Source organism: Pseudomonas sp. R4-39-08 (assembly GCF_003852275.1).
Lineage (GTDB): Bacteria > Pseudomonadota > Gammaproteobacteria > Pseudomonadales > Pseudomonadaceae > Aquipseudomonas.
This window is the reverse complement of record NZ_CP027733.1, coordinates 2,098,916-2,114,445: the sequence shown is the minus strand read 5'-3', so window position 1 is coordinate 2,114,445 and position 15,530 is coordinate 2,098,916. Positions and strand designations below refer to the sequence as shown.

The 15,530-nt window shown below is 57.3% G+C and carries 17 protein-coding genes; 11 read left to right on the top strand and 6 right to left on the bottom strand.

Features of this window, described 5'->3' with window-relative positions:
- The 6 genes from C4J88_RS09745 to C4J88_RS09720 are packed head-to-tail and all read left to right on the top strand — an operon-like array spanning position 1 to position 6,500.
- The gene (locus C4J88_RS09745; RefSeq protein ID WP_124362174.1) at positions 1 to 414 is read left to right on the top strand and encodes a TIGR03750 family conjugal transfer protein; all 414 of its coding nucleotides are present in this window, start codon (positions 1 to 3) and stop codon (positions 412 to 414) included.
- Positions 411 to 1,052, top strand: coding sequence for a PFL_4703 family integrating conjugative element protein (locus tag C4J88_RS09740; protein WP_124362173.1), 642 nt, complete (start codon positions 411 to 413; stop codon positions 1,050 to 1,052). The genes C4J88_RS09745 and C4J88_RS09740 overlap by 4 nt, the downstream gene beginning before the upstream one ends.
- Positions 1,049 to 1,861, top strand: coding sequence for a TIGR03749 family integrating conjugative element protein (locus tag C4J88_RS09735; protein WP_124362172.1), 813 nt, complete (start codon positions 1,049 to 1,051; stop codon positions 1,859 to 1,861). Before C4J88_RS09740 ends, C4J88_RS09735 begins: the two co-directional genes overlap by 4 nt.
- A complete protein-coding gene (locus tag C4J88_RS09730; RefSeq protein ID WP_124403704.1) occupies positions 1,851 to 3,368 on the top strand; it encodes a TIGR03752 family integrating conjugative element protein in 1,518 nt (505 codons plus the stop codon). Before C4J88_RS09735 ends, C4J88_RS09730 begins: the two co-directional genes overlap by 11 nt.
- Positions 3,331 to 3,747 carry a TIGR03751 family conjugal transfer lipoprotein gene (locus tag C4J88_RS09725; RefSeq protein WP_124403703.1) on the top strand — a complete coding sequence of 139 codons (417 nt, stop codon included), beginning with the start codon at positions 3,331 to 3,333 and terminating at the stop codon, positions 3,745 to 3,747. The genes C4J88_RS09730 and C4J88_RS09725 overlap by 38 nt, the downstream gene beginning before the upstream one ends.
- Positions 3,747 to 6,500: a conjugative transfer ATPase gene (locus C4J88_RS09720; protein ID WP_124403702.1), complete on the top strand. Its 2,754-nt coding sequence runs from the start codon at positions 3,747 to 3,749 to the stop codon at positions 6,498 to 6,500. The genes C4J88_RS09725 and C4J88_RS09720 overlap by 1 nt, the downstream gene beginning before the upstream one ends.
- Positions 6,501 to 6,700: 200 nt before the next feature.
- Here the strand turns inward: C4J88_RS09720 and C4J88_RS09715 are convergent, their stop codons facing one another.
- The 3 genes from C4J88_RS09715 to C4J88_RS09705 all read right to left on the bottom strand — a co-directional run bounded on the left by C4J88_RS09715 (position 6,701) and on the right by C4J88_RS09705 (position 8,510).
- Positions 6,701 to 7,426: a hypothetical protein gene (locus tag C4J88_RS09715; RefSeq protein WP_124403701.1), complete on the bottom strand. Its 726-nt coding sequence runs from the start codon at positions 7,424 to 7,426 to the stop codon at positions 6,701 to 6,703.
- Positions 7,420 to 7,989: a hypothetical protein gene (locus tag C4J88_RS09710; protein ID WP_124403700.1), complete on the bottom strand. Its 570-nt coding sequence runs from the start codon at positions 7,987 to 7,989 to the stop codon at positions 7,420 to 7,422. The genes C4J88_RS09715 and C4J88_RS09710 overlap by 7 nt, the downstream gene beginning before the upstream one ends.
- 248 nt (positions 7,990 to 8,237) lie before the next feature.
- Positions 8,238 to 8,510 (bottom strand): LasR-specific antiactivator QslA, encoded by a 273-nt coding sequence (locus tag C4J88_RS09705; RefSeq protein WP_124403699.1) that lies wholly within the window; start codon positions 8,508 to 8,510, stop codon positions 8,238 to 8,240.
- Between the two features lie 169 nt (positions 8,511 to 8,679).
- On the opposite strand from C4J88_RS09705, the gene C4J88_RS09700 reads away from it, so the two are divergent.
- The 5 genes from C4J88_RS09700 (at position 8,680) to C4J88_RS09680 (ending at position 13,242) form a co-directional block, all read left to right on the top strand.
- A complete protein-coding gene (locus C4J88_RS09700) occupies positions 8,680 to 8,934 on the top strand; it encodes a helix-turn-helix domain-containing protein (protein WP_093432220.1) in 255 nt (84 codons plus the stop codon).
- Between the two features lie 105 nt (positions 8,935 to 9,039).
- Positions 9,040 to 9,996: a TIGR03756 family integrating conjugative element protein gene (locus C4J88_RS09695; protein WP_124403698.1), complete on the top strand. Its 957-nt coding sequence runs from the start codon at positions 9,040 to 9,042 to the stop codon at positions 9,994 to 9,996.
- Entirely contained in the window at positions 9,993 to 11,375 is a 1,383-nt protein-coding gene (locus C4J88_RS09690; RefSeq protein WP_124403697.1) for an integrating conjugative element protein, read from the top strand. The genes C4J88_RS09695 and C4J88_RS09690 overlap by 4 nt, the downstream gene beginning before the upstream one ends.
- A 3-nt stretch (positions 11,376 to 11,378) precedes the next feature.
- Entirely contained in the window at positions 11,379 to 11,687 is a 309-nt protein-coding gene (locus tag C4J88_RS09685) for a hypothetical protein (protein WP_124403696.1), read from the top strand.
- A 10-nt stretch (positions 11,688 to 11,697) separates the two neighbouring features.
- Positions 11,698 to 13,242, top strand: coding sequence for a conjugal transfer protein TraG N-terminal domain-containing protein (locus C4J88_RS09680; protein WP_124403695.1), 1,545 nt, complete (start codon positions 11,698 to 11,700; stop codon positions 13,240 to 13,242).
- A gap of 9 nt (positions 13,243 to 13,251) precedes the next feature.
- Here C4J88_RS09680 and C4J88_RS09675 read toward each other — a convergent pair whose 3' ends face one another.
- The 3 genes from C4J88_RS09675 to C4J88_RS09665 all read right to left on the bottom strand — a co-directional run bounded on the left by C4J88_RS09675 (position 13,252) and on the right by C4J88_RS09665 (position 15,139).
- Positions 13,252 to 13,635 carry a DUF3742 family protein gene (locus C4J88_RS09675; protein ID WP_124403694.1) on the bottom strand — a complete coding sequence of 128 codons (384 nt, stop codon included), beginning with the start codon at positions 13,633 to 13,635 and terminating at the stop codon, positions 13,252 to 13,254.
- A gap of 179 nt (positions 13,636 to 13,814) precedes the next feature.
- On the bottom strand, positions 13,815 to 14,408 hold the full coding sequence (locus C4J88_RS09670; RefSeq protein ID WP_124403693.1) for a hypothetical protein: 594 nt from the start codon (positions 14,406 to 14,408) through the stop codon (positions 13,815 to 13,817).
- Positions 14,408 to 15,139: a hypothetical protein gene (locus tag C4J88_RS09665; protein WP_011334428.1), complete on the bottom strand. Its 732-nt coding sequence runs from the start codon at positions 15,137 to 15,139 to the stop codon at positions 14,408 to 14,410. Before C4J88_RS09665 ends, C4J88_RS09670 begins: the two co-directional genes overlap by 1 nt.
- Between the last annotated feature and the right edge of the window lie 391 nt (positions 15,140 to 15,530).

The following is a 15,530-nucleotide window of genomic DNA, read 5'->3' as shown; positions in this document are numbered from 1 at the left end:
ATGAACGACACTATCGAACGCCTTGCCGACGGCACTTTGGTCTTTCTGCCGGAGCGACTCAATCGTGATCCCGCCGTATTGCGCGGTTTAACCAATGATGAAATGTGGGTGGCCCTAGGCACCGGCGCCGTCATTGGCCTGCTGGTGGGCGTTCCTCTGGCAATCGCCACCGCCTCGATTGCCATGGCGCCGACCAGCATGATCGCAGGCATGACAGTGGTGTTGTTGGTTGGGGGCACGCTACTGCGTCGGGCCAAACGGGCTCGACCGGAGACCTGGTTGTACCGCAAGCTCGAATGGATACTCGCCAGCCGTTGGCGCCTGGGGCGTGGAAGTTTGATTCTCCACTCCGGTGCCTGGACAGTTCGCCGTTCGCGTCGACTGCGCCCTGCCCTGTCTCGGTGGCAGCCATGAGTCGATTTCGAAACAAGGTCGATGCCCAACAGGCCCATATCTTCAGCCTACGTCTGGCGATAGTGACGCTCGCCCTGCTCAGCGCCGGACTATGGTATGGCTGGCGCTCAGCACCAACCGATCTGACCGTGCATGTCCCCCCTGATCTGCGCGCGGGCAGCACGCGCAAGTGGTGGGATGTTCCCCCAGAGAATGTGTATGCCTTTGCCCTGTACATCTTTGGCCAACTCAACCGCTGGCCCTCGGATGGCGAACAGGATTATCGCCGCGCGATCTATGGCTTGCAGTCCTACCTGACACCCGCCTGCAAGGCCTTCCTCGATGGCGACTACGAGTATCGCAAGGCCGCAGGCGAACTGCGTCAACGGGTGCGTGGCGTCTACGAAATTCTAGGCCGAGGCTACAGTGAAGATCCGGAACTGCGGGTCAAGCAACTTGATCGCGACAGCTGGTTGGTCACACTCGACCTCAACGCTGATGAGTATTACGCCGCCGAACCGGTGAAACGGGTGGTCGTGCGTTATCCGTTACGGGTGGTGCGGTTCGATCTGGACCCCGAACGCAATAAGTGGGGCCTTGCACTGGATTGCTATCAGGGCACGCCGCAAAAAATCTCCCCGCCTGGAGGTGAACCATGAAGCGGATTTCTACCCTGGGACTCAGCCTCACACTGATGCTATCGGGCGCAGCCGCGCAGGCCATCGAACTGATGCACTGGGAACGCCTACCGCTCGCGGTCCCACTGGTGATCAATCAGGAACGAGTGGTCTTTATCGATGAAGCTGTTCGTGTCGGCGTGCCTTCCGCTCTGAAGGATAAACTGCGCGTGCAATCAACCGGAGGCACGCTGTACCTGCGCGCGTCGGAAGCCATTGCACCGACACGACTGCAGCTGCAATCGGTTAAGACGGGCGAGATCATCCTCTTGGATATCGCGGCCACGCCTGGCGATCAACCCCTGGAGCCCGTGCGTATTCTCAAGAATGCTCCGATGCAAGCTATCGAGTCTGAATCGAGCACCGTCCCCGTTCCCGAACGTACACCGATCCCGGACGCGTTGACGCGCTACGCCGCGCAAAGCCTGTACGCGCCGCTGCGCACCGTGGAGTCCCTGCCCGGTGTACGCCGCGTCCCGCTCAAGCTGCGCACCGAACTGCCGACCCTGCTGCCGAGCGAAAACGTTTCCAGCACACCTATCGCCGCCTGGCGGCTTGGTGACTATTGGGTGACGACCGTGAAGTTGCGCAATCGAGGTACAGCTACGGTGCAACTAGATCCACGTGGACTGCAGGCAAAGCTGTTCGCCGCGACCTTCCAGCATGCTTTCCTCGGGCCGGTCGGCAGCGCGGAAGACACCACGATTGCCTACCTCATCACTCGCGGTGCCGGCCTCGAACACGCCCTGATGCTTCCGCCCGTTGCGCGGGGTGCTGACGATGAAGGCTAACGCCTTGCTCAAATGGCTGGTACCGGCTGCGCTGCTGGCCGTGGTACTGATCATCATGAAAAGCTGGGTCGCGGGAGGCAGCAAGCCGTCTCCAGAGCACCCAGTTCATCAGGGCGATATTCAATTATCTGCCGAGCAAGCCAAGTCGCTCGGCATTGCGGGCGATACCCCACGCGACACGGTCGCCACCTTGGTAGGCCAAGTGAAGGCCATGCGCAGCGACATGCTAGGTTTGAAGAAACACAACGATTCGCTGCAGACGGAGAACAACCGCCTGCGCGAGCGGGAAAACAGCGTCGACTCGCGTATTCAGACGGCACTTGGCAGTGTGACCCAGCAGGTAGACGAAGGCCGCCGGCAAGCCAATGAAGCACGCATCAAAGCGGAACAAGACAGTCGTCAGGCTAGCGGTCTGCTGACGCAATTGCAGGAACAGTTGTCGGGGCTGACCGGCAAAGGCAAGGATATGCCGATCGGACTGGGTCTTGAACCGGGCGATGGGGACCAGTTCGAAGGGCGGCATACTGCCAACGATGCGCTGCAGTGGATTGAACCCTCGGATGCTCCCTCCACCGAAGCCCGAGGTAAAACCAAGACCTCTTCCGCACCGAGTCTGCCTAATGCCTTCAACTCGCTCGAGGGCTTGAAGGACAATGCCATCAACCGCAGCCAAAAGCAGTTACGCGAGGTCACCAAGGGTGAGCGTGACCTGACGCGATCCGGTGATCGTACCGAAGGTGCGCAGCCGGTCTACACCATTCCCGAAAATGCGACATTGATGGGCTCGGTCGCCATGACCGCGCTGATCGGCCGAGTCCCTGTGGACGGCACCGTGAATGATCCCTATCCCTTCAAGGTGCTGGTCGGCCCCGAGAACCTAACGGCCAACGGCATCGACCTGCCGGACGTCGCAGGGGCCGTGATGAGCGGCACAGCCTCCGGTGACTGGACCTTGTCTTGCGTACGCGGACAGGTCGAGTCGATCACCTTTGTGTTTACGGATGGCACCATCCGCACGGTGCCTCAGCCAAAGACGGTCTCCAGCCGCAATGCCTCCACCACCCAGAGCTCAAATACCGACAAGATCCGCGGTGGACTCGGTTACCTCTCCGATCCGTATGGCATTCCTTGCATTGCCGGCGAGCGTCGCTCGAATGCTCAGCAGTACTTGGGCAGTCAGACTCTGATCACTGCCGCCGGTGCTGGCGTCGCCGCCCTGCTCGGGAATGAACAGAACAACAGCAGCGTCATCAGTTCGGGCGGCAGTGCCTTCGGGGTCACTAACAACAGTGGTAATAGCGCACTGACCTCAATTCTCAGTAGTGGGGCCAGCGACATTCGAGAGTGGGTCAACAAACTGTATGGCGAAGCCTTTGCTGCCGTGTACGTACCACCGGCAGCAGAAGTCGCCCTTCACCTCGACCATGAGATCACCATCGACTACGAGCCCAAGGGCCGGAGTGTTCGCCATGAAAAAGACCATGCTTCTCTGCCTAACCTGGATTAGCTTGATCTGCGGGGTCCTGACGGGGTGTTCCACCGACAAGGACACACTTTTGCCCCATGGCGAGCAAACCATGCTGGATATCTGGAACGGCGCCGGCTCACAGGGTATTCAACAGCAACTGTTGGATGCTCGGCGACAGTTGCGTCGCCCGTTGGCTCAAACAGATCTCTCCACTGCGCTCCAGGAACCGTATACGCGTACAGCAGCGAATGAAATTCGCAACCTGTTCCCTCGCCTGCCCAATCCTGATTTGGTGATGTACGTGTATCCGCATCTGAGTGGTACCGAGCAGGCACCAGTGCCGGGGTACTCGACCGTCTTTCCATTCTACCAGCGGGTGCAGTACGCACTGCCGGGTGAACGTCAGGAAGATCTGTAATGTGTAGCGACGATACGGGCGACCGCACGTCTGCATGGAAAGACTGGCGCAACCCATCGCGCCCCCGCGCGACACTGGCCGATGAAGCTGCGCTCTATGCGCACAATCCCAGCTTCGCCGATCACCTGCCGTGGGTCGAATACCTCGAAACCGAGCAGTGTTTTCTACTAGATGACAATCGCTCTGTGGGTGCGGTGTTCGAGTTACTGCCCATCGGCACCGAAGGGCGTGAACCCGATTGGCTAACGGCAGCCCGCGATGCCCTTGAGGATGCCCTGCAGGATAGCTTTGACGAGCTGGACCAAGCACCTTGGGTGGCGCAGTTTTTCTGCCAGGACGACAACGACTTCACCCCCTACCTCACCCGGCTCACCGACTATATTCATGACAGCGCCCGAGGCACGGTTTTCACCGAAGCGTACCTGGAACTCATTCGCCGACATCTGAAAGCCATCTCCAAGCCTGGCGGCCTGTTCGAGGACAAGGCAGTCACGCGCCTGCCCTGGCGAGGAAACAACCGTCGGGTGCGATTGGTGATCTATCGCTGGCTTGAGTCTGACGGTGAGGAAGCGGGACTCAAGCCAGTGCAATCGCTGCGACAAACTTGCGAACGTGTCGCTGTTTCGTTGCAGGCGTGCGGGGTGCAATCGACGCGCGTCGATGGCCGAGGTTTGTATGCCTGGTTGTTGCCCTGGTTCAATCCAGCCCCCAAGCTCACAGACGAATCGCCCGAAGATTTCTACCGCCGTGTGGCCTATCCGGAGTCTGGCGAGAGCGAGTCGCTGGAACTGCCCTTCGATCATGACTTTGCCGAACGCCTGTTCTTCAACGAACCGCGTTCGGACGTGCAGCAGGGACTCTGGTTTTTTGATGGTCAGCCCCACCGGGTCATGGTGGTGGACAAGCTGCGCCGGGCGCCATTGATTGGTCAACTCACTGGCGAAATCCGCAAGGGAGACGCGGTGAATGCACTGTTCGACCAGTTACCCGAAGGTACGGTGATGAGCCTGACCCTGGTGGTCAAACCCCAGGATGTGCTCGAGGACCAGTTGAACCGCCTGGCGCGCAAAGCCATCGGTGAAAACCTGGCCTCGACCCAGACCCGCCAAGATGTTGAAGAGGCTCGCGCGATCATCGGTCGCCAGCACAAGCTGTACCGCGGCACCCTGGCGTTCTACGCGCGCGGTCACAATGAGCAGCAATTGCACCAGCGTTCGGTCAGCCTGGCTAACACACTACTGGGTGCGGGCCTACAGCCGGTACGCGAAGGCGATGAAGTCGCCGCCTGCAACAGTTACCTGCGTTGGTTGCCGATGGCTTACAACCCGGCCCGCGACACGCGAAACTGGTACACCCGCCTGATGTTTGCCCAGCACCTGGCTAACCTGGTTCCGGTGTGGGGCCGCAGTACCGGCACCGGCCACCCGGGCATCACCCTGTTCAATCGTGGTGGCTCGCCGTTGAGTTTTGATCCGTTGTCACGTCTAGACCGGGCCATGAACGGCCATCTACTGTTGTTCGGCCCCACCGGTGCCGGCAAGTCGGCCACCCTGGTCACCCTGCTGATGCAGGTCATGGCGGTGTACCGCCCTCGCCTGTTTATCGTCGAGGCCGGTAACTCATTCGGTTTGCAGGGTGACTACTTCGCGACACAGGGCCTCTCGGTCAATAAGGTCCAATTGAAACCTGGCGCTTCGGTCAGTCTCGCCCCCTTTGCCGATGCTTGGCGCCTGGTCGAGCAGCCGGATCAGGTGGCGAGTCTGTCGATCGATGAGCTGGACGATGAGGTGGTAACCAATCGCGAAGACCAGCGCGATGTCCTCGGCGAACTGGAAATCACCGCCCGGCTGATGATCACCGGCGGTGAGGCCAAGGAAGAAGCGCGCCTGAGCCGGGCCGATCGCAGTCTGATTCGCGAGTGCATCTTGGATGCGGCGCATACCTGTGTCGCTGCGGATCGCCAGGTGCTGACCCGCGACGTGCGCAATGCCTTGCTGCGCGTCGCCGCTGACCCGCACTTGCCGGAGAAACGTCGTGAGCGTGCCCAGGAAATGGGCGAGTCCATCGACCTGTTTTGCCAGGGCTTCGAGGGTGAACTGTTCGATCGCGAGGGGACGCCTTGGCCTGAGAGCGATGTGACCATTGTCGATCTGGCCACTTACGCTCGCGAAGGCTACGAGGCACAGATGTCCATCAGCTACTTCAGCCTGATGAACACCGTGAACAACCTCGCCGAACGCGACCAGTACCTGGGGAGGCCGATCATCATGGTCACCGACGAAGGCCATATCATCACCAAAAACCCGCTGCTGGCGCCATTCGTGGTCAAGGGGACGAAGATGTGGCGCAAGCTCGGCGCTTGGTTCTGGCTGGCGACGCAAAACCTTGCCGACTTTCCCGCTGCCGCGCAGACCATGCTCAACATGATCGAATGGTGGATTTGTTTGAACATGCCGCCCGCGGAAATCGAAGAGATCGCACGGTTCAAGAAACTCACGCCGGCACAGAAAGCCTTGCTGCTCTCCGCCAGTAAGGAGCCGGGTAAATACACTGAGGGGGTCGTGCTATCGAAGAAGCTCGAAACGCTGTTTCGGGCCGTGCCACCCAGCCTCTATCTCGCCCTGGCCATGACGGAGCCCGAGGAAAAAGCCGAGCGCTGGACACTGATGCAGGAGAACGTTTGCTCAGAGTTGGAAGCGGCTTACCGGGTAGCTGAACGGATCGATAGAGCGCGAGGAATAGAATCAACATAGGAATAGCTATTCAGGCATTGCTCTTCCAGAGAGTGAACTATGAAATTGCATCGCAACTGACCAGACGTTTGCACGGCAACTGAACAGTTGATTGCATTCGTATTCCACACTTAACCGGGCGGTCTGTTGCTGGCCATCGCCCGCGCGGGGCCACTTCAAATATTTTTTATATCCGCAAAATGCAACACCACTTTCTATGATTAATGATGCGACCCTGGTTGTGACCTTGCTTTAGCAGCCTTCTTCACTTCTGATTCCAAGCTGTTTATCAGATAACTCAAATCATGCTTCGAAATACGCTTCGGTCTGGCCATACGTACTGGGTCATTTATTCGCACCTTTGTTTTATCCGAAAGCGCGCGATCTAGACAAGTGGAAAATTCCATCTCATCATCAAATATAGCTTCTACTTTTCGAGCCTCATCATGAATCAAAAGCGCCCTCAGTGGACAGCTCTTAATGGCTTTTAACAAACCATCATCAAGCGTAGTTACAACAGGAATCATGAATTGATTACCCTTCTTTTCTGTCATAAGCGTTTCGCAATGTCGAAACATATAAAGGTCCCACGCAAGCGCGGAAATCCTATTATTCGAATCTCCGTTCGGGTTCCGCAATGCTGGCTCGTCAAAGATAGGCATTCTATTCTGCTTATCAGCGAATCCGCTCAGGGCCTTCCATCCGAAGTAAAGTTCCTTTAGGGGTATGACGTCAAAATTATCAAGACAAAAATCCACCAAGCAGCGAATACCATCATCTACGCTTTGGCCACTCCAGCACTCTAGCATCGCGCGTAAAATTATCGACTGCATCATATCTCGCCGCTGGATACAGGCCCATACCTCCCGATTGGTCAAGAATGCATCCCACATTTCCTCAGCTGCCGGTATGTAGTCCTGAATCTGTTCGGCATGCCCGTTCAGCACCCTTCCCTTCCCCTAACTTCGGGGATATGCATCATGGCATCAAACATCTTTGCCGCCGCAACTTTCTGGTACGGCCAAGGGTTATTAGGTTTTACAACCTCACGTAGGTTTTCCAGTGCCGCAAACATCCAATCAAAACCACGCCCGCCTTGATCTTCAATGAACTGCAAGGTCGCCCGCACCTTTTCGCGGTGACTCGAATCTTCATGACGAAAAAAACCAGGTAACTCAGTAAGAAAGTTTGTATCGAGTAGTGAGAAAAAGGGAAACTCCAAAGGCGCACTACCGCTCCTCATCTGCCTCTCGATTGCATCGGAAAACGCAAAAATGCCCTTTCCAGCAAATAGAGGAACCACGGGCACATTTGGATTATCTGACCGGCCCAAAGCTTGCAATGGAACCCCTCCCTCATCGCTCGCGAACAACACACGAATGCCCGAGAACGCTTCACGATCAGAAGCGACGATGTCTGCGAGGGAATCACCTGGTGAGCGACGTAGAATGGCAGTCTTTACGCGTAGCATCTTTTTCATTTCGTGATGCAGATCGAGTTTGTTTGCCATAGTGATGTGCCCTCTTGAAGATATGCTGGTGCTGTTACCGACGCGGAGAATGAGAGAGATCGGTGGGTTGCTGCCACATATCTGGACTCCTTGCGCAACCTGATGCCCGCTCGCTTTCGTCGAGGGCAGCGCGAGTCGCAGAGCAAACATCGGGACAAAACGCCGCACCTAAAAACCAAAAGTAATTTAGGACCGCAACCTGCTGGACTGTGCCAATGCGATAGGCCAGGCTAAATGCAAACGGGTGGTCAAGTCGATACAGGTATCCGTGTACCGCGCTGAAGCCGCTGCTGAATCCTCAACAAGAATCCTGCTTCAAAAGCATCTTGGCAGTCACCGACAGGAAAGGTCTTGCGGGTTTGAACCAGTTCCCACCACAAAGGAGTATCGGTCGTTGCCTCAAGCCAAGCCTGGGCACATTGCACACCAAGCTCGATCATCGGCGAAAATTCGCTACCCCAAGGTGTCAGAAGACTTGGGCAACCATCCGCCGCGGGAATTGAAATGTAGTTTTCGTCCATACACACCCTAGATGTCTGATTTTATTGTTAGACGCTGGACCCAGCCTCGAAATCTTAACGACACCAAATGAACGCTCGATAACAGGCATAAGCCTCAAATGGCCTAGATCAATACCAATGTAGACTATATCCCGTGGATTGAGAGTCCCTCAAGGCGCAATTTGCGCGCATGACTCAAGACTACGAACAGCTTCGTCTGCAGCTGGCGGAAAACATCCGCTGGATGCGACGCGTAAAAAACCTTACCCAAGAGCAGCTCGCGCTCATGGCCGAGGTGGATCGCACCTACGTCAGTCAAATCGAACGATGCACGGGCAATCCGTCGCTGTTGGTCCTGTGCAAACTCGCCAATATTTTCGAAATTACCGCAGATCAGTTACTTGTGGAACCCGATATCCTGCGCAGCTCCCTTCACGTCAAATAATAGTCTCACGTCTCACAAACCCGATACATCCGCCTTCATAATTTCCACTGACAGTCTTCGGTTCCTAACCGAACCTGCCCAGGCCATACACTGAGAGCCTGGATCATGCCTGTTGCCTGCTCGTCAATCACGCCCACAAAGCTACGGCCCTTGGCGCTGGGCGTCCTGCTGGCGTGCGGCCCAAGCATGGCGCTGGATACCGGCAGCATCACCGCCTCTGTGCTTTCGCCAAATTGCCTCGCATACAAGGTCGTAGGCATTTGTTTCTGGCTCCTCTGCACACCCTTCGGCTGCAAGGTCAAAACCTCAACCAAGGTTCGTCATTTCATTCCTGAACTGGTGGTTTCGAGCTATACCACCACCGGCAACAATCCCTGGGCCGAGATGGCTGCCCTCTCATCTCCCATCAGCGGTGCGGAAGGTGGCGGCAACCTGATCACCCCGAACACCCACCGCGACAACCTGCCCCGCTTTAAGAACGTCGACGGGATCGGCCACCCCGGTGGCTGGATCGCAACGCAACTGGCTTCGCAATCCGGCTATGCCTGCGCCAGCGGTGCAACTGCACTCATGCCTTACTACCTGAGTACCCTGGACTCACTGGCCTGGCGCCATGGCATCCCGGAAAGTTTCTACCCCGAGTCGCTCGTGCCGGGGATCCGTGAAATCGGACGTCAGGCCACGGGAAACATGTGGGGTAACGTTTATCCCCGGCAGGGTTTTCTGGTACAGCCCGACGACTTCAAGGCTGCCGCGGTCATGGCGCAACGGGCCGGCGATGTGATGACCCGCAGCTGGCAGCCGCATGTGTATGTACCGCTCACACCCATACCACGCGACGGCTACTGGCCGCCTGGCCCGATCGTCGAAAACGACGCCTCAACCCACAAATGGCAGTTGCTCTACCCCCAGGTTCAGCCCACGTGCGCCATCTTCCCCAGCGATCCGGTCCAGAGCACGGATGGCGGCTACGCCTGGTCGTTGTGGCGCCCCTATAGCTGCTGCAAGCGTGAGGGGCAGACCTTCCTGTTCAGCATTGACTTCGAAGGAGGTGCTTCATGAGTCGGTTTCTCGTACGATCCTGGTTGGGCATGATAAGTCTGTTGCTCTGTGGACTGCTCGCCATGGCCACGCATGCCCACGCCGCCGAAGGCGATTACCGCCTGGGCACTCAAGGCGAAGTGCTCGATGACCGAGTGATGTACACCATTGGTGGCGGCTCGGCAGTCGGCTCACCGAGTTCGCTCTACCGACCCAGTGGTCTCGGTGTCGGCGGCTCCTGGCGAGCGAACATGATGTGCGGAAACATGAGCCTCACCAACACCCTGCAAAACCAGCTGAACGGCGTCACCGAAGGTTTCCAGCAGATCATGGGCAGCATCGTGCAGAACGCGACCCAAGCGGTGATGTCGCTGCCGGCGTTGATCATCCAACGCGCCAACCCCGGTCTCTATGAGTTGCTCAGTAACGGGGTGATGCAAGGTCGGATCGACTTCGACCGCTCCAAGCTAACCTGCCAGGCCATGGCCGAAAAGATGGCGGATAAGGTCGGTCAAGCCGGTTGGGGTGCGCTGGCCAAAAACCAGGAGATGCAGGGCAATCTGGAGCAAACCGGCGGTGATGCGGTGGCAGCGGTGAAAAACACCGAGGCCCATAACGGCAACAATGGGGTGTCCTGGGTCGGCGGTTCGAAAGCCGGAGGTAACGGACAGACACCCATTCGGGTGACCGCCGACGTGGTCCGCGCAGGCTATAACCTGCTGCATAACCGGTCGGTGGATGACAGTGCCTCGATCAGTAGCAGTGATTGCCTGGGAGGGGCTATTTGTCAGACATGGGCTTCGCCCCAGGAGGAGTCCGACTGGGCCGTTCGGGTGTTGGGCGAGAACGAAGTCGCGACCTGCGACAGCTGCGAAACTCTGCGTGCGACCGCTGGCAGCGGACTGACGCCGCTGATCCAGGAGGCCTATAACGAGCGCCTCAAGGCCCTGCAAGGGCTGTTGTCTGGCGCGCTGCCGCCTACTTCTGACAATCTGACTAAAGCCTCCAGCCCAATGCTGCCGGTGACCCGTGGCGTGATTGAAGCCCTGCGCGACGATCCCGACCAGGATCTGTTGACACGGCGCTTGGCCAGCGAGACGGCCTTGTCCAGTGTGCTCGACAAAGCACTGCTGCTACTGCGCACGCTGCTGGCAGGCAGTCACGAACCGAACATCGCCTCCGCCGAGCCAGCCCAAACCGCCTTGACGAAAAATATCGAAACCCTGGAGCGCGAAATTCGCCTGCTGCAGACCGAGTTGCAGGTCAGGCAGATGCTGACGACCAATACCGCCAGCCTGGTGCTCGATCGGCATGCCGGTGGTGCCGATGCTTCGCGCACCGTCGAGCAAGGCGACCCCGAGCCCGGTCGACTCAATGATGCTGACGCCAGGCGCAAGTGAGCCATGAAACGCTCACCGCTATTCACTTTGCTTTCGAGTCTGGGGATTGCCGCGGCGATGATCCTGACCGCCGCACTGGTCGCCTGGATTGGCCGCACTGCGCTGGGTAGTTTCGAGGTCTGGCAGCAGACATTCGAATCCGCACGACCTTATCTGCGGTGGTGGCGCGCCCTGCTCTACGCCGCCCTCTTTGCGCTCTGGTGGGACCTGCTTCGGCGCTACCGACATCGACCACAGGATCGACTGCGCCTGAAACGCATCGGGACAATAGGGCTCGTGCTCTTTACCTGCGTCGAACTCACCCGACTGTGAGGTCAGCACCATGCTTATGAGCACCAACAGCTACCTGGAGTTTTACCTCTCTCTGCTGGCCTGGATCATCAACAACGGCCTCTGGAGTGTCCTGTCCGACACCGGGCTGTTCGCCGCGCCCTTTGGTGCAATCATCCTCCAGGAATGGTTGTCGGCCCGTCAGCAAGGCGCGGACGAAGGTAACAAGGGGCTGCTCTCGGTGCCACGGATAGAGAACCGTTTGTGGCTGGCCTACATCGTCGTCTTGTTCGGTTGCGCGCCTGTGTTTCCGTTGAGCCTCTCATCAATGGCGTTCAATGATGCGGCAAGCCAGCGCTGCGGCGTCAGTGTGGCCCAACCGACGGAAACCGCCTGGGGGATGACCTTCAATACTATCGGCGAACGCTCCGCCAACGTACCGATCTGGTGGTTTCTGGTGCATGCCTTGAGCAAAGGCGTGACCGCGGCGGCCACCGCTTCCATCCCCTGCGCACCGGATATCCGGCAAATGCGCATGGAGATCGACAGCTCGCGCATCGACAGCCAGGTGCTGCTGCAAGAGGTCGCCGATTTCACCCGCGACTGCTACGGCTATTCCCGTTCTCGGCTGTTCACCAACCGTCCGCAGTTGGACAAGGCACAAAGTCATGACGCCTCCTGGATCGGCTCAAGCTATTTGCTCGATACGCCCGGCTACTACGATACGGATCGTTCACGCACACCGCGCGTCAATTGGCCGTATGACGACAACCGCGATGTATCCTTGCCGCGGTTAGAAAATGGTGCGGGCTACCCCACCTGCAAGCAGTGGTGGAGCGACAGCGGTGTCGGGTTGCGCGAGCGCTTGATCGAGCAGGTCGATCCATCGCTGCTGACTCAGCTGAAAGGTTGGTTGACTGGCCGCTCGAGCAACGAGATCGAAGATGCCACCCTGCGCGAACTGGTCAGCCCGCGCCAGCAAACGATGTCCATGTCGCCCGGACAGGTGTACCAGGACTATGGCTCCAGCGCCCGCGGGGGCTCAATCAATCAGAGTCTCAATAACCTGGCTACCAACACCGGGCTGGCCCTCGGCTCCTTCAGCAACTTTCCGGCGATGAATGCGCTACGCGCCGCCCTACCGATGGTGCAGGCTTTCCTGATCATGGGCGTCATCATCAGCTTGCCGCTGATTCTGTTGGTCAGTACCTACCAGTTGAAGACCGTCATGACCGTGACGTTCGCGCTGTTCACCTTACACATGCTGAGCTTCTGGTGGGAACTGGCGCGTTGGGTCGACTCCAGTATGCTCGATACCTTGTACAACCAGGTTTCGGCTTCAAATCAGGTGCTGTTGTCGCTGCCCACATCCGGACTTATGGATGGGACGGTCACCGCGCAGGTGATCGAGTACGTGATGGGGGCAATGTTCGTCGTGCTTCCGATGTTGTTTTTGGCTGCAATGAGCTGGGCAGGATATAGCGTTGGCTCAATTGCCGACGGCATGCTTAGCAAAGGAGCAGCTCAAGCGCAGGACGCCGGTGCAAGGGGCGCTGGAGCTCTGATATCTGCTGGAAAAGCCTTAAGGAAGGGGTGAAGAACTCCACTACAGGTCTTTTAAATCAGGCTGACCGGGTGCGCGGCCATACTCATACTCACCATATGGGTCGCCATATGCCTTGTACCGGAGAGCATCCTTAGGTTTGATAGGCGTTCCATTGGCGATGGCCCAACACAAGACAATAAGGATCATCACCGACACTGTGAACCATAAGCTAACTAGAAGGAGTCCGGCGGCTATTGCCAACTTGATAACTAGAAAACTCCCGCGAACAAGTAATTTACCTGCGGGCATTCCTGCCGTCTCCGCACTCTCAACCACGCGGGATTCAAACGCTTTCACCTTACGATAACCACGCTTCACCGACAGACCACAGGCGTACGCCCAGCGGTGGGCACGTAAACTTTGAACAGGTTGCTGAGTCGGCATGGTCTCGCCCTCTTCTGAGCGTTTTCATGGTTGAGGCAAGAGTATTAGCCTACTACTGAAAGCGGTCGATATCTGACCGTTTATCAGTTTGCTCAGACGGCGCCGCGAGCGTTGATATGGGCTGCGCGTTGAAAACAGCCCCCATATCCTAGTCCGCCAAGAATAGGACCCGTAAACGGCTAGTAACCTTTCGGTATGCGATAGGTCTTGCCCTTTTTTGTGCGGTCTTCGAAAAAGTCCGCATGCTCCGATTCGTCCGTGCGTATGCAATCGCGCGTCTGACCATTCCCAACGTTGCATTTCGACCACTCAACCCGACTGCGTAATTCGTCCAGCCTCGCCACCTCGCCTCGACGCGCTTTTATTTCGTCTAACGACGGCACCCACAGATAGAGAGACACTACTACCAATGTAAGGATCGTAGCCTGCGCCGACAGGAAGTAGAGCCAACGCCTGCTATTCAATTTCTTTGCTGCCATGTTGTACAGTTCAGCAGCCCGCTGAGCGGCAGCATCTGCCTCCGTGAATCTCTTGCTCAACAGCTCAGCGGCTTGATTCGCAGTTGACTGTGCAGAACTCTCGATGCTCTGTTTGACGCCCGCCTCCAGTCGAACCAGCTTCTTTTCGACGCTATCCTGCAGCTCACGCAACGCCTCAGTAGCCCGTCGAGACTTGCTCTCATCGATCTCTACAGCTTCGAGAACTTTGCGAGCCGCGCCAAAGAGGGCCTGAAAATTTCGATCGTGCGCTTGCTCTTGACTTGTTCCGGCCATCAATATCTTCCTAAAGTTGGACCTTTTAGATCGGGCATCTCGTGATCTGGTTGCTTCATCTCTCTCTGAAGGGAAAGATATCGCTCCTGGCTGTACTCGATCCATTGTTTGTGGGACAGGTTCAAATCCATCAAATCCTGTAAGGCGGCGAAATGCAGACCTCCACCGCTGCCGGCCACCAGCACCAATCCGCCTGTTCCGGTCTCCTCTGGCCCTTGAGCAAGCCGCACCAGATCGATGTAGTCGCGCTCAGCCCTTGTAATCTCAGCCGATCTGCGTTGCAGAATGCCAGCAGCCAGCTCCTCGATAAAATTTTGGAACCTCTCGCTTGACTTAGGCCGTTGCCTGGCGCCTTCGCCAAATGCATCGAGATAGGGCTCAATGCGTGCCGACAGTGCAGCGCTGGGAAGAGGCGCCGTTTCGATGTACCAATGCACCCGCCGCGAAGTACCTGGCAGGTCAGGCAATTCGTCCAATTTTTCGGAAAAAATTCGAGATAGAAACTGGTGACGACCAGCCTCTTTTTTTGACTTGTTAGCCTCAGTCTTAAACTCGATCAAACGTACTGTGCCAGGGAATGCCATCAGCAAATCCCCCAATCGTTTATCGTCTGGCGTTTGTTGAAGCAAGTTCACCATACTTGGTAACTGACCGGATCTCAGCTGTGAACCAAGAGCGAACCCCAGCCCGTAGAGAAAATTTCCGATAACCACATTTTCATACAACTTCATTGAACATCATCACCCTAGTATCACGCCCTTTAGAAGCTTGCCGGTAGCGCTCCAAGCCTAACCGTTTGTCAGTCAATCCGGTCGAAAAACAAGGCTGGCTTTCAGTAGACTCAGTTCGTCTAAAGCGTTGGTTTATCTCGTTGCTATTCGCGAACAGCTCGGCTAAACCCGGGTACGGATCGCTGTTATCGACAGCATTTTCCCAGGTAGCCAGAACCTTCAAGGCTACGTCACTTCGGTGATGGTTCTCCCCAAGTGCGATTAGCGTTCGGTGGCTCGCACGGTGACCGTTTCTACGGTGATGAACGCCTACTGCTCTCCTGAGCGCCTTTCGAGCTCTGCTCGCCAGGCAAACCTTCTTGTTTTTCTTCAACCCACAGCGGGGAAATTC

Bases quoted from the DNA above. Each gene is read 5' to 3' on its own strand.
- C4J88_RS09745 (WP_124362174.1), top strand. From the start codon at position 1: ATGAACGACACTATCGAACGCCTTGCCGACGGCACTTTGGTCTTTCTG.
- C4J88_RS09740 (WP_124362173.1), top strand. From the start codon at position 411: ATGAGTCGATTTCGAAACAAGGTCGATGCCCAACAGGCCCATATCTTC.
- C4J88_RS09735 (WP_124362172.1), top strand. From the start codon at position 1,049: ATGAAGCGGATTTCTACCCTGGGACTCAGCCTCACACTGATGCTATCG.
- C4J88_RS09730 (WP_124403704.1), top strand. From the start codon at position 1,851: ATGAAGGCTAACGCCTTGCTCAAATGGCTGGTACCGGCTGCGCTGCTG.
- C4J88_RS09725 (WP_124403703.1), top strand. From the start codon at position 3,331: ATGAAAAAGACCATGCTTCTCTGCCTAACCTGGATTAGCTTGATCTGC.
- C4J88_RS09720 (WP_124403702.1), top strand. From the start codon at position 3,747: ATGTGTAGCGACGATACGGGCGACCGCACGTCTGCATGGAAAGACTGG.
- C4J88_RS09710 (WP_124403700.1), bottom strand. From the start codon at position 7,989: ATGGCAAACAAACTCGATCTGCATCACGAAATGAAAAAGATGCTACGC.
- C4J88_RS09705 (WP_124403699.1), bottom strand. From the start codon at position 8,510: ATGGACGAAAACTACATTTCAATTCCCGCGGCGGATGGTTGCCCAAGT.
- C4J88_RS09700 (WP_093432220.1), top strand. From the start codon at position 8,680: ATGACTCAAGACTACGAACAGCTTCGTCTGCAGCTGGCGGAAAACATC.
- C4J88_RS09695 (WP_124403698.1), top strand. From the start codon at position 9,040: ATGCCTGTTGCCTGCTCGTCAATCACGCCCACAAAGCTACGGCCCTTG.
- C4J88_RS09690 (WP_124403697.1), top strand. From the start codon at position 9,993: ATGAGTCGGTTTCTCGTACGATCCTGGTTGGGCATGATAAGTCTGTTG.
- C4J88_RS09685 (WP_124403696.1), top strand. From the start codon at position 11,379: ATGAAACGCTCACCGCTATTCACTTTGCTTTCGAGTCTGGGGATTGCC.
- C4J88_RS09680 (WP_124403695.1), top strand. From the start codon at position 11,698: ATGCTTATGAGCACCAACAGCTACCTGGAGTTTTACCTCTCTCTGCTG.
- C4J88_RS09675 (WP_124403694.1), bottom strand. From the start codon at position 13,635: ATGCCGACTCAGCAACCTGTTCAAAGTTTACGTGCCCACCGCTGGGCG.
- C4J88_RS09670 (WP_124403693.1), bottom strand. From the start codon at position 14,408: ATGGCCGGAACAAGTCAAGAGCAAGCGCACGATCGAAATTTTCAGGCC.
- C4J88_RS09665 (WP_011334428.1), bottom strand. From the start codon at position 15,139: ATGAAGTTGTATGAAAATGTGGTTATCGGAAATTTTCTCTACGGGCTG.